At 66.1% G+C, this 15,356-nt stretch carries 10 protein-coding genes; 6 read left to right on the plus strand and 4 right to left on the minus strand.

What is annotated here, in order from left to right; all coding sequences use genetic code 11:
• Positions 1-6: 6 nt before the first annotated feature.
• The 6 genes from wecB to BGO20_RS20395 all read left to right on the plus strand — a co-directional run bounded on the left by wecB (position 7) and on the right by BGO20_RS20395 (position 10,762).
• The gene (wecB, locus tag BGO20_RS20365) at positions 7-1,263 is read left to right on the plus strand and encodes a non-hydrolyzing UDP-N-acetylglucosamine 2-epimerase (RefSeq protein WP_291659298.1); all 1,257 of its coding nucleotides are present in this window, start codon (positions 7-9) and stop codon (positions 1,261-1,263) included.
• Between the two features lie 5 nt (positions 1,264-1,268).
• Positions 1,269-2,447 carry a glycosyltransferase family 2 protein gene (locus BGO20_RS20370; RefSeq protein ID WP_291659930.1) on the plus strand — a complete coding sequence of 393 codons (1,179 nt, stop codon included), beginning with the start codon at positions 1,269-1,271 and terminating at the stop codon, positions 2,445-2,447.
• 173 nt (positions 2,448-2,620) lie between these two features.
• The gene (locus BGO20_RS20375) at positions 2,621-3,445 is read left to right on the plus strand and encodes a hypothetical protein (RefSeq protein ID WP_291659299.1); all 825 of its coding nucleotides are present in this window, start codon (positions 2,621-2,623) and stop codon (positions 3,443-3,445) included.
• Positions 3,446-4,161: 716 nt separating this feature from the next.
• Positions 4,162-6,339 (plus strand): hypothetical protein, encoded by a 2,178-nt coding sequence (locus BGO20_RS20380; RefSeq protein WP_291659300.1) that lies wholly within the window; start codon positions 4,162-4,164, stop codon positions 6,337-6,339.
• A 142-nt stretch (positions 6,340-6,481) separates the two neighbouring features.
• Complete coding sequence (locus BGO20_RS20385; protein WP_291659301.1) at positions 6,482-8,755, plus strand: type I secretion system permease/ATPase; 2,274 nt, start codon at positions 6,482-6,484, stop codon at positions 8,753-8,755.
• 75 nt (positions 8,756-8,830) lie between these two features.
• Entirely contained in the window at positions 8,831-10,762 is a 1,932-nt protein-coding gene (locus BGO20_RS20395; protein WP_362890600.1) for an HlyD family type I secretion periplasmic adaptor subunit, read from the plus strand.
• Between the two features lie 175 nt (positions 10,763-10,937).
• On the opposite strand, the gene BGO20_RS20400 is transcribed toward BGO20_RS20395, so the two are convergent.
• From BGO20_RS20400 to BGO20_RS20415, 4 genes are all read right to left on the minus strand, one after another.
• Positions 10,938-11,534 (minus strand): sigma-70 family RNA polymerase sigma factor, encoded by a 597-nt coding sequence (locus tag BGO20_RS20400; protein ID WP_291659302.1) that lies wholly within the window; start codon positions 11,532-11,534, stop codon positions 10,938-10,940.
• A 96-nt stretch (positions 11,535-11,630) separates the two neighbouring features.
• On the minus strand, positions 11,631-12,893 hold the full coding sequence (locus tag BGO20_RS20405) for a polysaccharide biosynthesis/export family protein (protein ID WP_291659303.1): 1,263 nt from the start codon (positions 12,891-12,893) through the stop codon (positions 11,631-11,633).
• 74 nt (positions 12,894-12,967) lie between these two features.
• Entirely contained in the window at positions 12,968-14,467 is a 1,500-nt protein-coding gene (locus BGO20_RS20410) for a Wzz/FepE/Etk N-terminal domain-containing protein (protein ID WP_291659304.1), read from the minus strand.
• Between the two features lie 106 nt (positions 14,468-14,573).
• Complete coding sequence (locus BGO20_RS20415; protein ID WP_291659305.1) at positions 14,574-15,269, minus strand: DUF3102 domain-containing protein; 696 nt, start codon at positions 15,267-15,269, stop codon at positions 14,574-14,576.
• Positions 15,270-15,356: the final 87 nt, after the last annotated feature.

Genomic DNA, 15,356 nt, shown 5'->3' on the forward strand with positions numbered 1-15,356 from the left:
GTGGAAATGGCTTCCCGCAAACGCATTCTCGTCGTGATGGGCACGCGCCCCGAGGCGATCAAGCTCGCACCGCTCATCCTGAAGGCGAAGGCCGATCCCGACCGCTTCGAGGTCCTGGCGGTACGGACCAGTCAGCATCGCGAAATGCTCGATCAGGTGGTGACCTATTTCGACCTGCCGATCCTCGCCGACCTGAACGTCATGCGAAAGGATCAGGGCCTCACCCATGTGACGACCGCGGTACTTCAGGGTCTGCAGCAGGTGATCGCCAGCGTACACCCCGATGTGGTCGTCGTGCAGGGCGACACCACGACGAGTTTCGTCGGCGCCCTGGCAGCCTTCTACGAAAACGTCCCCGTGGCGCATGTCGAGGCCGGCCTCAGGACCTATGACAAGCAGGCCCCCTTCCCGGAGGAGGTCTACCGTCGGCTGACCACCGTCATCGCCGATTTTCATTTTGCGCCGACCGAGACCGCCAGGTTAAACCTGCTGAAGGAGAACGTGCCGGCTGGGACGATCTGGGTCACCGGAAACACCGCGATCGACGCCTTGCTGCTGACGCTCGCCAAGGCCACGCCGGAGCCGTCTCGCGAGAAGGCCCCGACCCTCCTCCTGACCACCCATCGCCGCGAGAATCATGGCGAGCCGATGCAGCGGATCTGCGAAGCCGTCCTGATCTTGCTGAAGGGCTTCCCGGAGCTGCGGGTCGTCTGCCCCGTCCATCTCAGCCCGCGCGTGCGCCAGGTCGTCGAACCGATGCTCGGCTCGCATCCCCGCGTCTCGCTGGTTGAGCCTCTCGGCTACGAGGATTTCGTGCTGGCGATGAACGACGCCCATATCATCCTGTCCGATTCGGGCGGAGTCCAGGAGGAGGCACCGGCGCTCGGAAAGCCGGTCCTCGTGCTGCGCGACAGCACGGAGCGCCCGGAGGCCGTCGAAGCCGGCACCGCGCGCCTGGTCGGCACCGAGGTGGCCGCCATCGTCTCGGCATGCCGGGAACTGCTGACGAACCCGGCTGCCTATCGCGCCATGGCGCAGGCCCGCAACCCGTTTGGCGACGGCCACGCCTCCGAACAGATCCTCGACGTTCTCGCCCGGTCGCTGGACAGCACCACGCGGCATGAACCGGCCGCGCCAGCAGCCACACCGGCGAGCGCCCCGCCCGTGCGGAAGCGGCCGCGCGAGCCGGCGCTGCAGGTGGCGATGGCGGCGGATGCCACGACGCGGCTCTCCTCCGCCGCGCCGAATCCCGGATCGACGTGACGACCATGACTGCGGCGGTCACCCTTGTGCTGCTCGGCGCCTGTTTCCTCGCAGCGATCCCGGTCGCCTTCCTGGCTGTACAGATTGCGGCAAGCCTTCTTCCCCGGAGGCCGCTCCCGTCGCCTGAAACGATCCGCCCACGATTCGCGGTGATCATGCCCGCCCATGACGAGGAGGCGGTCATCGCCCGCAGCATCTCGACGATCATGCCGCAGCTGGGGCCGGCCGGGCGGCTGCTGGTGGTCGCCGACAATTGTTCGGACGCCACGGCGGGGGTCGCCGCTCGGGCCGGCGCCGAGGTCACGATCCGGCAGGATCTCACGCGCATCGGGAAGGGGTATGCGCTGGCTCACGGCATCAAGGCACTTGCCTCGGATCCACCGGAGGTCGTCATCGTCATCGATGCCGATTGCGACGCGATGCCGGGCTCGCTCGCCCTTCTGGCCGGGCGCTGCCTGGCGGGCAACCGCCCTGCGCAGGCGCGTTACACCATGCTGGCCCCGGCCTGCCCCAATGCGGCCGACAAGGTTTCGCGGCTGGCCTGGACGATCAAGACCTTCGTGCGCCCTCTCGGCTCCGCCAGACTCGGCTGGCCATGCCAGTTGATGGGTTCGGGTATGGCCCTGCCCTATGCGTTCCTGGACAGGCTGGACCTCGCGACGGGTCATCTCGCGGAGGACCAGAAGCTCGGCGCCGATTTCGCCGTGGCCGGCAAGGCGCCGCAGTTCTGCCCTGATGCCGAGATCGTCAGCCGGCTGCCGCAAGGTGAAACGGGCAAGCGCCAGCAGCGCACGAGGTGGGAGCACGGCCACCTCGCGATCATCGGTGAATTCTGCTTTCCCCTGGCCGCGCGCGCGATCGCGCAGCGCAGCCCGCACCTTCTCGCCTTCATGCTTGATCTGTGCGTGCCGCCGCTGACGCTGCTGGCGATGGCCTTGCTGCTGATCGCCGTCCTCGGCTTCGCCTGGTTCGTCGGCACCGGGGCGACAGTCCCGCTCCTCGCCTCCGCGTTGCTGCTCGCCATCTTCGCGGCAACGATCGCGACCGCGTGGTGGCGCTTCGCCCGGGATGTGATCGCATGGCGCGAGCTGGCGGCAGGGCCGGCCTACTGCCTGCTCAAGCTGCCCTCCTATATCCGCTTCTTCATCCATCGCCGGATCGAGTGGGTTCGCACGGAACGATGAGGGCGGATGGCGCCAGCACGCGTCGCCGGCTCCACGTCGTTGCGACGGGCCGGTCGCGCAGGGGGCCGGCGCTCCGCGCTAGCGGGACGGTGTGGTTGCTGGCCCTGGCAGCGATCGGATACTTCACCGGCGCTCGGGCGGACGATGCCACGCCAATTGTCCCCGGCAGGGGCGTGAAGCCATTCGTTCTCGGCGATCGGCCCTTCACGGCGACCTCCTCATGGAACACGCCGATCGCTTCGAACGCCCGATTCGCACGGATCCGCTGGCCATCGCGCGCCTTGTTCGGCGTCGCCTGGAGCAGCTACTCCCCGGCTATCCATATCACCTCGGCCTTGGACCCGGTCGTCGCGGTCGACTACCCCGCGAGCTGGGGCAATCCTGCCGGCACGCTGCAGCTGCACCTCTCTGCCGATGTCGACGGCGCGCCGGGAACCGACGGCGAGGTCCTGGTGATCGATGGCGAGATCGTTCACAATTTCTGGCAGTTCAAGCGGCAAAGTACCGTCAAGGCGACGGCTCAATCCTATGCCGCAACGAATCTCCTGACGGGTGACGGCTGGGGCCGGGCCTCACCGTTTCTCGGGGCCGGCATCGTTGCGGCCGGCGCGAGCCAGCTGGCCGGCCTGCTGGTCCAGGCCGAGACCGATCGGGGCGAGATCGAGCATGCCCTGCAGATCGCGGTCGATGCGGCCTATGCCAAGCCGGGCCGCACCGGCGCGGCGATCAGCAGCGACGGCGGCAATCGGCATGGCCTGGTCCGGGAGGGTCAGCGCCTCGGTGTTCCCGCTGCCGTTCGGATGCCGCGGGGGCTGTCGCCGCTCGGGCAGAAGGTCTTTCGCGCCTATCAACGCTACGGCGCCTTCGTGATCGACGTCGCCGACGGCGTCACCAACCTGCGCGCCCAGTCCAATGCCTACGACGAAGCGACGATCGCGGCGCTGCAAGTCGATCTCGGCCGGATTTCCCGGCTGCTCCAGCGCGTCAAGAAGCCTTAGAGGCCGCCGACCGCGCCGGCCGATCACGCCCCGGCACCATCAGCCCGGCGCGTGCGACAAGCCGACTTTCCACGCCCTTTAGAACCGCGAGAACCGCGCCGGCCGAGCGGGTCGGCCGGCATCATCTGATCTCCGTCAGCGGGGCAATTCTGTCGCCGCAGGTTCCAGCGTGACTCGGCCTTTTGGCGCGAATCCACCGAATGTCCACAGAGCGATACCAAGTAATTACTTGAAATATATGGTTAATTTTTTTTCTTAACAAATTTCCTTTGGCATCACAATCCAAACACGATATCCCACCACCCTCGTTTGTGGATGGGCCTACGATTCGCCGTTTGAGATGGCGATGACCCGTCATCCGGCCGCAAGTCGCGCAGCATGCCTGGCTATTCGCTGCGTTCTCGGCGGAATGGCGACTGATACCTGCCTGGCCTACCAATCTCGCCTTCTGCCTTCCTTTCGTATAATCTAAGGAACACAGGCATATGACCTCACTCGAAACTCGGCCATTTACTGCGTCTTCGAGTTGGAATACTCAAGTAGCGAGCGATGCAACCTTCACAAAACTTGGATGGCCTGCATCAACTGGATACAACTACAGCGTTGCATGGGATAGTTATTCTCCTTCCGTTTACGTTGCATCGCCTTCCGATCCACTCGTTCAAGTAACGTACCCGCCGGGTTGGGGTTATCCTGGCGGTACCGTCAGCGTTCATATGCCCGCGGCGGCAAACGGCGCGGCCGGAACCGATGGTGAGCTGATCGTCATCGACGGCGACGTCGCCTATAACTTCTGGCAGTTCAACCGGACGAGCACGACGACGGCTTCGGCCGCTTCGTTCGGCGCTGAAAACATCGTCACCGGCGACGGCTGGGGCAGCAAGTCGCCCTTCCTGAGCGCCGGGATCACCGCCGTCGGTGCGAGCCAGCTCGGCGGGCTCCTGGTCAAGGACGAGATCAACGACGGCTCGATCGACCACGCGCTGCAGCTCGTCGTCGATTCCAAGCTGGTCCAGTCCGGAGCGGTCGGCCAGGCCATCTCCAGTGACGGCAGCAGCGGCTCGGGCATCGTCAAGGAAGGCCAGCTGCTTGCAATTCCGCCGGGTACGCCAATGCCGGCCGGGCTTTCTCCGCTGGGCCAGCAGGTGTTCAAGGCCATGCAGCAATACGGCGCCTATGTCGTCGACGTCGCCGGCGGCACGACCAATGTTCGCGCGCAGGCCAACGCCTTCGACGACGCGACGATGACCGCCCTGTGGCACGACATGGGCAGCATCACGCCCCTGCTCCAGGGCGTCAGCGGCGGCACGGCCTCCTCCGGTTCGGGAAGCACCGGCGGAACCACCGTGACGGACCCGCCGGCCACGAACCCGCCGGTCGCGACCAATCCGCCGACCACGACCGATCCGACGACGCCGACCACCCCCACGACGCCGACGACGCCGGCGACGGATACCACCAAGCCGACCTTGCAGTGGGTTGCGGCCAACGGCACCGGCCTGACCAACGGCAGCGGCACGGTCCATGCCGGCGATACGGTGAGCTTGACGCTCAAGTTCAGCGAGGCCGTCGCCGTCAGCGGCGCGCCGACTCTGTCGCTGAACGACAAGGGCACCGCCAAATACGTCAGCGGCGCCGGCACCGATACCCTGCAGTTCGAGTACACGGTTGCGGCGGGCCAGAACACCTCCGACCTGGCGATCAGCTCCTTCGGCCTGTCCGGGGTGAAGGATCTGGCCGGTAATGCCCTGAATCTCTCGGGTGCCCCGCGCCAGCCGGCCGGCACCCTCGTGGTCGACACCAGGACCACCTCGCGGGACACGACCGCCCCGAAGGTGCAGTGGATCGCTACGAGCGGGAACAACATCACCAATGGCGGTGGCACCGTCGCTGCCGGCGACACCGTCCGCCTGTCGGTCAACTTCAACGAGGTGATGACGGTCAACGGAGCGCCGACGCTGTCGCTCAACAGCAAGGGCACCGCCACCTATGTCGGCGGAGCCGGGACGAACACCCTGCAGTTCGACTACGTGGTGAAGGCCGGCGAGAGCGCCTCCGATCTCGAGGTGTCTGGTTACAAGCTGACCGGCGTCACGGATCAGGCAGGCAATGCCGTCAACGTCGCCGGCGCGCCGCACCAGCCGGGTGGGACGCTGGCCGTCGGCGGGGCCCTGTCGCAGCAGCCGGTGGTCAGCGCCGACGCGCCCGTGGTCCAGTGGGTCGCGGTATCCGGGTCGAACATCCGCAACGGGCACGGCACGGTCGGTGTGGGCGACACCGTCTGGCTCTCCGTCAACTTCGACGAGGCGATGTCGGTGAATGGCGCGCCGACGCTGTCCCTGAGCAGCGGCGGCACCGCCAACTATGTCAGCGGTGCCGGCACCAACACCTTGCAGTTCAAGTATGTGGTGGGAGCAGGCGACAACGCGCCCGATCTCGAGATCTCCGGATACAACCTGCAGGGTGTCGCCGACCGGACGGGCAACGCGGTCAACCTCGACGGCGCGCCTCATCAGCCCGGTGGCGTGCTGACCATCGCCACGGCGACGCCGGCCGTCGCCACGGCATCGAGCCAGTTGACCGCCACGCTGCTGTCTCCGGCGGCCGATCTGGTGGTGCCTGCGGCTGCCACCGCCGCTTCGCCGGCGACGTCGAGCAACTGGCTCTCCGGCCAGGGGACCGACCTGTCGTTCGGGAACCGCAAGACGGTCGGCTTCCCGGGCTCCCAGGATGCCGGCACGGCCGCGCCTTCGCAGGGGTCGGCGATGTCGAAGCTCGCACTGCTCGATCAGTACGCGGCGTCGAGTTTCGCCACCTCTGCATCGACCTCGACCGGGTCGGCTCAGGGGTGGTGGAACAACCCTGCCCAGACGCTCGCGAAGCCGCAGGCCTGAGGCCGGCGCCGGTCCGGCGGTGCGCCATATCGCGCCGCCCGGCCGCTGCACAGCCTCGAGCGTCCGACGTTCAAACTAGCCGTGCGCGTGGGGGTATCTCCACGCGCCCGTCTCCCACATCATCATTCCGGGGCCGTGACGGTTGGAAAATCCCGATAACGATACCCATCCCATCGCTGACGATGGCCTGGTCGCGCTTTTGTTCATCCTGCGCAGCCAGGGCGTCAGCGTTCTTCCAGAGCAGATCCAGCACCAGTTTCCCGGCTGCCCGATCGGGGTGTCCGAGATGGTGCGGTGCGCCAAGGGCCTGGGGCTCAAGGCCAGGGCGATCACTTCGACCTGGGAACGGCTGGCCGGCACGCCGCTGCCGGTGATCGCGGCGCTGCGCGACGGCGGCTTCCTGGTGCTCGGCCGCTGCGGCGACGATCGAATCCTCGTCCAGGCGCCCAATGCCCCGCGGCCGAGCATGATGTCGCGCGAGGAATTCGAGGCGGCCTGGGACGGCCGGCTCGTTCTGATGACCAAGCGGGCAACGCTGACCGATCTCGCCCGCCGGTTCGACATCACCTGGTTCATGGGCGCCATCCACAAGTACCGCCGGCTTCTCGGCGAAGTTCTAGTCGCGTCCTTCTTCCTCCAGCTCTTCGGGCTGGTTTCGCCGCTGTTCTTCCAGGTCGTCATCGACAAGGTGCTCGTGCATCGCAGCATGAGCACCCTGGACGTGCTGGTCATCGGGCTCGTGGCCATCGCCGTGTTCGAGGTCGTGCTGGGCGCCCTGCGGACCTATCTGTTCTCGCATACGACGAACCGGATCGACGTCGAGCTCGGGGCGCGCCTGTTCCGCCACCTGCTGGCCCTGCCGATCGGCTATTTCCAGGCTCGGCGCGTTGGTGATTCCGTCGCGCGCGTTCGCGAACTGGAGAACATACGCAACTTCCTGACCAGCTCGGGGCTGACGCTCGTCATCGATCTCTTCTTCACGGTCGTCTTTGTCGCGGCGCTGTTCTTCTACTCCCCGTTGCTGACCTGGATCGTCCTGGCCTCGCTGCCCGTCTATGTCGGGATCTCGGCGGGGGTAACGCCGCTCTTTCGCCGCTACCTCGACGACAAGTTCGCCCGCGGCGCCGAGAACCAGGCTTTTCTCGTCGAGAGCGTGACGGCGGTCGAGACGCTGAAGGCCATGGCGATCGAGCCGCAGATGCAGCAGCGCTGGGAGGAGCAGCTCGCCGCCTATGTCGCGGCCAGTTTCCGTGTCCTGAACCTGGGCAACATCGCCAGCCAGGCCGTGCAGCTCGTCAGCAAGCTGGTGACCGCGGCCATCCTGTATGTCGGCGCCAAGCTCGTGATCTCCGGCGGTCTCTCGGTCGGCGAGCTCGTTGCGTTCAACCTGCTGGCTGGCCGCGTCAGCGGTCCGGTCCTGCGGCTGGCGCAGATCTGGCAGGAGTTCCATCAGACCCGCCTGTCGATCGCGCGGCTCGGGGACATCCTCAACACCACGCCGGAGCCGTCCTACAACCCGAACCGGACGGCGCTGCCCTCGATCCGCGGCGACATCAGCTTCGAGCACGTCACCTTCCGTTACCGGATCGACGGCCCCGAGATCCTGCACAACATCAACCTGTCGATTCCCGCAGGGCAGATGATCGGCATCGTCGGTCCTTCGGGCTCCGGCAAGAGCACACTCGCCAAGCTCGCCCAGCGGCTCTACGTACCGGAGAACGGCCGCGTCCTGATCGACGGCGTCGACGTCGCCCAGATCGACCCGTCCTGGCTCCGGCGCCAGATCGGCGTCGTGCTGCAGGACAACATCCTGTTCAACCGCTCGATCCGCGACAACATCGCCCTAGCCGACCCCGCCCTGCCTGCGGACAAGGTGATCGCGGCGGCCAAGCTCGCGGGCGCGCACGACTTCATCCTCAAGCTGCCCGAGGGCTACGACACGATCGTCGGAGAGCGCGGCGGCAGCCTCTCTGGCGGGCAGCGCCAGCGGATCGCCATCGCCCGCGCGCTGGCGACTGATCCCCGCATCCTGATCTTCGACGAGGCGACGAGCGCGCTCGACTACGAGAGCGAGCACATCATCCAGCAGAACATGACGCAGATCGCCCGCTCGCGCACCGTGCTCATCATTGCGCACCGGTTGTCGACGTTGCGGATGGCGGATCGGATCGTCACCATCGAGAGCGGCCGCATCGTCGAGGACGGCACGCACGAGCAGTTGATGCGCAGGGGCGGCCGCTACGCCACGTTGCACCGGCTCCAGTCGGGCCTGCCGGAGGTCGCAGGCATGGCATCGGCTGCGGGCCAGGCGATGGCTCGCTCCGAAGCCCGGACCCTGCCTACGCTCGCCGGGCATCAGCCATCGAATCATTCACCGAGCCGCGGCCACGAGCCGCGTCGAGACGCCGTCGGATAATTGTTCGTTCCATTGTATCGGGGACAGATGTGCCGCGTTGGTTTCCTGAGAGGAAGCCCCGGCCAGTCAAGCGTCATGCAAGCGTTCACACACAACCAGTCCGGGCTTTTCGCTCTGGAGCTACTCCTGCGCCTTAGCGGCGCCACGATCACCGTCGAGGAATTGCGTCGGCATGTCGGCGAAGGCCCTGTCGGCATCGCCGAGATCCTGCGCGGCGCGCGAGCCTGCGGCTTCGCCGGCAGAGCCCAGCGGGTGCGCTGGGATAAGCTCGCCACATTGCAACTTCCCTGCATTGCGGGACTTCGCGACGGCGGTTTCCTGCTGCTGGGGAAAGCCAACGACGAGAAGGTTCTCGTCGTGTCGGCAAGCAGCCCGCGACCGGTGCTGATGACGCGGGAGGAGTTCGAGGCGGAATGGAATGGCCGCGTCATCGTCCTCGGACAGCCCGGCAAGGTGCTGGGCTTAATGCCCCGTTTCGACAACGCCATGACGGAACGCGCCCGCCAAGCCCTGTCGACGACGGCGCGCTGGAGCGCACAGAATACGCGCGCCGCGGTGACGGGCCTCGCGACGCGCTCCCAGGCGCTGCAGCAGGCGGTCATCACCCGATCCACCGATGAGAAGCGCCTGCGGGCGCTGGAGCTGGCCTTCCTGCCGGCCGCGCTTGAAATCGTGGAGACCCCGCCCTCGCCCCTGGGGCGGGTCATCGGCCTCAGCATCATCTCGATCTTCGCCGCTGCCCTTGCCTGGGCCTGCATCGGCACGGTGGACATCGTGGCCGTGGCTCCCGGCAAGATCGTTCCCAGCGACCGGACGAAGATGATCCAGCCGTTCGAAACCGGCGTTGTCCGCGCGATCAAGGTCCATGACGGCCAGAAGGTCCGGGCGGGAGACGTCCTTATCGATCTCGATACCACCGCCGTCGATGCCGAGCTCGGGCATCTGCAGGGGGACCTGATGGCCGCGCGCCTCGACATCGCCCGCCTGCAGGCGGCGATCGCCGGCAAGGACGACCCCGTCGCCGCCTTCGTGCCGCCCAAGGATGCGCCGCCCGACCTGCTCGAGGTCTATCGCGGCATGCTGGCAAGTCAGAGCAGCGAACAGAAGGCGAAGCTCGCCACAATCGATAGCCAGCTCGCGCAGAAGGTCGCCGAACGCGATACGATCCAGGCCTCGGTCGACAAGCTGAAATCCACCATCGTGCCGCTCCAGCAGCGCGTCGAGATCCGCGAGCAGCTCTACCAGAAGGAGCTCGGCTCCAAGGTCACCTATCTCGCCGAATTGCAGGACCTCGTCGGCCAGCGGCAGGACATCCTCGTCCAGGAGAAGCGCGGCAGCGAGACCAACGCCGCTGTCGCCGCGCTGACGGAGACGCGGGCGAAGACCGTCGCCGAATACGAACGCAGCCTGTTCGACGATCTGAGCAAGGCCCGGCAGAAAGCGGCTGGGCTCGAGCGCGACATCGTCAAGACCGCGCAACGCAAGAACCTGCAGAGGCTGACGGCGCCGGTCGACGGCATGGTCCAGCAGCTCGCTGTCCACACGGTCGGCGGCGTGGTGACGCCCGCGCAGACCCTCCTGTACATCGTTCCGGCGGAAGGCCGCCTGGAGATCGAAGCGATGGTCTCAAACCGCGATATCGGGTTCGTCAGCGCCGGCCAGGAAGCCGCGGTCAAGATCGACACCTTCAATTTCACCCGCTACGGCCTGCTTCGCGGGACCATCCTCAGCGTCTCGCAGGATGCGATCGCGCGCGACAAGGCTCCTGACGGCGCCGACAAGGCCGCGGGCGCGAGCAATGAAAGCAGCGAGCCGCGCGGCCGGGAGCTGCTCTATTCCGCCCGTATCTCGCTGGATCGGACCCAGCTTGCGATCGAGGACAAGCAGGTCAACCTGTCGCCGGGCATGGCGGTGACCGCCGAGATCAAGACCGGCCGGCGGCGCATCATCAGCTACCTGCTCTCCCCTCTCGCCCGCTACCAGCACGACAGCCTGCGCGAACGGTAGAAGCGTAGCCGGCTTCCCGTGCCGGCTCGCGAACTCGGGGCGCTCCGAACCGACGCAGCGTCGAACCCTCCGGGCCTTCCGCAGCGCAAGGCGCGGGAGGCTCGGAGCGGCTGGCCCAGGTGAAAGCTGAAGCGCGCGCCTTGACCAAGCCCGGCGAGGCGCGGGGCGCGAACGACTAGCGTCGCGGATTCGGGTTATGGCTGCTGACCATGACCGCGCGCGTGCGGCTGTCGAAGCCGATCTCGCTGACGCTGTCGATCGCGAGCAGCGCGGCGAGCCGCGCACGGGCGCGGTTGATCCGGCTCTTGATCGTGCCGGTCGTCGTCCGGCAAAGCATCGCGGTGTCCTCGTAGGACATTCCGGCCGCGCCCACGAGCATCAGCGCCTCGCGCTGATCGAATGGGATTTCCCTGAGAGCCCAGCAGAATTCCTTGTATTCGAGCTGGCCTTCCTGCTCCGGCGCCGCGCGCAGCGCCTCGGAATAGCAGCCGTCCGCATCCTCTACCTCATGCCGGCGCCTGCGCAGATCGGACAGATAGCAGTTGCGCAGGATCGTCGTCAGCCAGGCGCCGAGATTGGTGCCTGGGCGGAACGTGTGGATCTTGCTGATCGCCCGCAGAAGGGTCTCCTGGACGAGGTCGTCCGACCGGTCGGCACTGCGGCTGAGAGACATGGCGTAGGCACGCAATTGCGGCTCGAATTGCAGCATCTGCTGCTGGATGGAGAGCTCGCCGGCTCTCTCATCCCCCGGTTTGACGTCTCGGAAGGTCATTGTCGATCTCCCCCACTCAAATCCACCACACGAAACGGACGCTCGCTCGCAAGCGAGACAAGCCGGACGCAGCGCAGGGACGCGCCCGGCCGGCGACTACTGCTTCATCCCCGCCTGTGCCGCGATCCCGGCCTGCGTCAGGCTGGTCTGCGTGGTCAGGCTGGTCTGCTCGAGGGAACCGACGCCCAGCGAGCCGGGGAGAATGCTGCGCTGGACACGAAGCACGTCACCGGGCAGCAGCTCGGTGTGCTCGGTCGCGTCGATCGTCGACGCCTTTCCGTCCTGCATGCGCACGACGACCAGGCTGCGGGTCTCGATGGCGCCGTCGGAGACACCCACAAGGGTCGGGACCGTCACCTTGGCCTCGACCAGAAGGCTGCGGTTGGTATCGAACTTGACGCTGATGTCGTCGATGTCCATCCGGACCTTCTGCACCTCGGCGGTCAGCGTCGCATTCCGCTGGCTCTTGAGGTCGAAGATCCTCTGGTCGGCCAGCGTGATGTTCTGCCGCGAGCGCAGGATCAGGGTCTGGAAGCCCTGCTCGTTCATCTCGAGCTGCGCCTGCATCCGCTCCAGATTGGCCAGCCGGCTGATCGTCGTCAGGCCCCGCTTGACGAGTCCGCGGACTTCCGCGAGCTCCTTCTCGACGCTGGCGACCTGGACCTTGTTGGCCTCGATCTGGCGGGTGATCGCCTCGATCTCGCGCTCATACAGGTCGCGGTTCTGCTCCAGGCTGTCGATCTGCGTCTTCAGCGCATCGACATGGATGTTCAGCAGGGACCGTTCCTCGTCGATCAACTGCCTGAGTCCTGGATCGCTCTGCGAGCGTGCGATCAGCTGGGCGGGGAACTGGACGTCCGTCTTCATCACCAGCTCGGCGTTCAGCCGCGCCCGGCGTGCGGTCAGCTCGTAGTAGCGCCGCACGAGATTGCGCATCTCGCCGGTGATGGTGATGCTGTCGCGATCGAGCCGCATCAGCCCGGGATCGTTGAAGCGCAGCCAACCGCCCGCCAGGCTGACGACCTGCAGGACGGTCATTCCCGGGCGGAACTGATATTCGCCGGGCTTCTGGACGTCCCCCAGCACATAGACCGGCCGCGTCTCGAGGACCTCGACGGATGTGCCCGGCTTGTCCGAGATGCCGGCACGCACGAAGCGCTCGGATATCTGGTTGGCGATCTCCTTGGTGGAGAGGCCGTGGACAGGGATGTCTCCGATCGGCGCGATGGAAATCGTACCGTTGGCACGAACCTTATACTCGCCGCTGAGCTCCGGATACTGGAAGATCTTGATCTTGAGCTTGTCGTCCGCCCGAACGACATAGTCGGACGTCGCGCGCACGGCATTGCCGTCGAGCATGCACAGAAGCAGGGAAACTGTGCCGACAAGATTTACCCACGAACGGTTCCGCTTCATTGTAGCACCCTCACGCTTCATGCTGATCCGACAGCCGGCACGGCCGGCATTGTTCCCGCGAACAGGCGCCGTCGCTCCGCCACCGAAGCCTCCGCCTTCCAGAGAAGGTCTCCGAACTGACCGATCGTCCGCCCGTCGACCTGGTTCAGGACGGCGCCGATGAAGTCCGACGGCGCGGCACCGGCGACCGAGAACGCACGCTCGATCCGCTGCTCCGCCACCCCACGCCACTTCATTACCAGCAGCACTCCATCCAGATGCTGCGCGGCCGTCCGAAATGCGGGGCCTTGCTCGAGCGGCGGCAGACCGACCACGATGAGGTCGTAGACCGCCAGAAATTGCTGTTCGCAGCGCGTCCACCAGTTCGCGAAGCCCGGAGCATCGTCGCAGGACGCCACCGTCAGGATGTCCGGCGCGCCGTCATTGCCTTGGCGGAAATCCTCGGCGGTGTTCTCGCGCCGGGATCCAGACGCACTCTGCCCACGCGCTTCGACCAGCAGGACCTTCCTCTGGCTGCCGGCGGCTGCCTGCGCGAACTGGCGCGCCACGTTCGCTGCGCCTTCGCCCGCCGTCGGCGAAGCCACTCCCACGATACGCGCCTTGGCGGCCTCTACGGCGACAGTCATTCGAAGCAGCGTCTGGGTGAGCAAGTGTGTCGAGGAAACACCGTTCTCGGCTGCATCCCCGCGCGTGGACGAAGGAATCGCGCCGATGCACTCAATGCCGAAGCGCTCCACCTGCGCCGCCGTCCGGACCGTCTTGTCGCTGAGATCCTTCAGCAGAGCCAATCCCGATCCGATGACGAAGCCCGCGGCGGCCGCAGCCAGAATGACGAGGATCTTCCGCGGCCCGCTCGGCTTGCCCGGGACCAGGGCCGGCGTCATCACATAGACGCTGGGACCCAGACCCTGGAGCCGCTCCCGCAGCAACGGCGACCGGTCGCCCTCCTGGTCCGCGCTGACGCGCGCCTGCAGCATGATCTGGCTGATGTCCCTGGCGATGAGCGCGGATTTCTCCGGGTCGGAGGTAGTGACGTCGACCAGGATCGTATGACTCGTCCCGATCCTCCTGACCGAGAGGCGCTTCGCGAGCGCATCGATGGCGATTTCCTGGCGGCCCCGCTCTTCCACGGCGGTTGTCGGCGTCACGCCGAAGGGCCATAGAGCGGCGATCCAGGACAGGGGCCTCGCAGGGACGAATTCCGGGTCGGCCGCCAGGTCGAGGGATTGGACGACCTTTGCCAGCATGCCGCGCGAGCGGATCAGCTCGATCTCGTTCTCCACCTGCGTGAGATCGGCGCGCCCCAGCGATATGACCAGCTCGGAGCCCGGCTGAACTTCCTTGACGTAAACCAGAAACTGGGTCGAAGCGGTGTAGCTCGCGCCTCTAAGGGTCAGGAAGAGCCCGCCGGCAAGCGCTGACAGCAGCACGCACGCGACGATCAGCTTCCAGCGACGACGAAGCGAGAGGAGCCCGAACGTCTTGGATGATTGGCGATCATCAACATGGTCCGACATTGGACTTCCGATCTTGAGCCACCGATCGTTCAATGCCCGCCGCGAGCATCGCCTTCGGAAAGGCAGGTTTCAGGAGATGGTGTGCCGCGGCCGCTGAAACGCGCTCCTACTGCAGCTTGGCGGATATGACTTCGAGCGTTGGAACGGGCGCCCCCGTGGACAGCGCCAGCTCCACCCTCTCCGAGTCCACGACCCGCGCGGCCTTCATCCAGACGAACACCCTGTTCCAGATCTCCCAGTTCAAACCGTCCATGATCTGCGCATACTCATGCGGGCTGAGGCGGCGCAGGAGCAGTTCAGCGACGACGCGCGACCGATCCCCGCCAGGTGTGCCGCGCCGGTCCGCGCCCGCTCCCTGAATCTCGGGCGCGAAGAACGAGGAGGAAAACCCCTCGCGTACCGGGTGAACGTCCGAGCCCGCCCTTGCCCTTCTCTCCGAGGACGCCTGGGAATACAGGTCGTTGCGCGAGACGCGCTCGCCGTTCTCAAGGCGCTTCAGGATCGCTTCGCGAACCGTGGGAGAGGTCTTCTTGGACAGGAATACCCGCAGCGTCGACGGAACCATCAGGGCGGCAAGCTTGGCATGCGCGTCAGTGTCCGCCTCCCGCGCAAGCTTCATCAGATCCTGAGCGGTCCTTATCTTGAAGTCGCATGCCTTCTCGACCCATTTGACGAAAATGCCGTGCGGCAATTTCTCTTTGACGCGGAGCAATTCCCGACCTATCTCGATCGCATGCTCTGTCGCGGCTTGACGAAGATCCCTGATCTTCTTTGCAGCGTCTTTCAATTCCGCCGCTGACATTTGCACTTCTGATATCTGTGCGCTTGACAACACGGCGTGACCCTCATTCAACAACAACGTACGGTAGCTTACGCTGGGTTCACCCCA

The organism is Allobosea sp. 67-29 (assembly GCF_001898115.1).
Classification (GTDB): Bacteria; Pseudomonadota; Alphaproteobacteria; order Rhizobiales; family Beijerinckiaceae; genus Allobosea.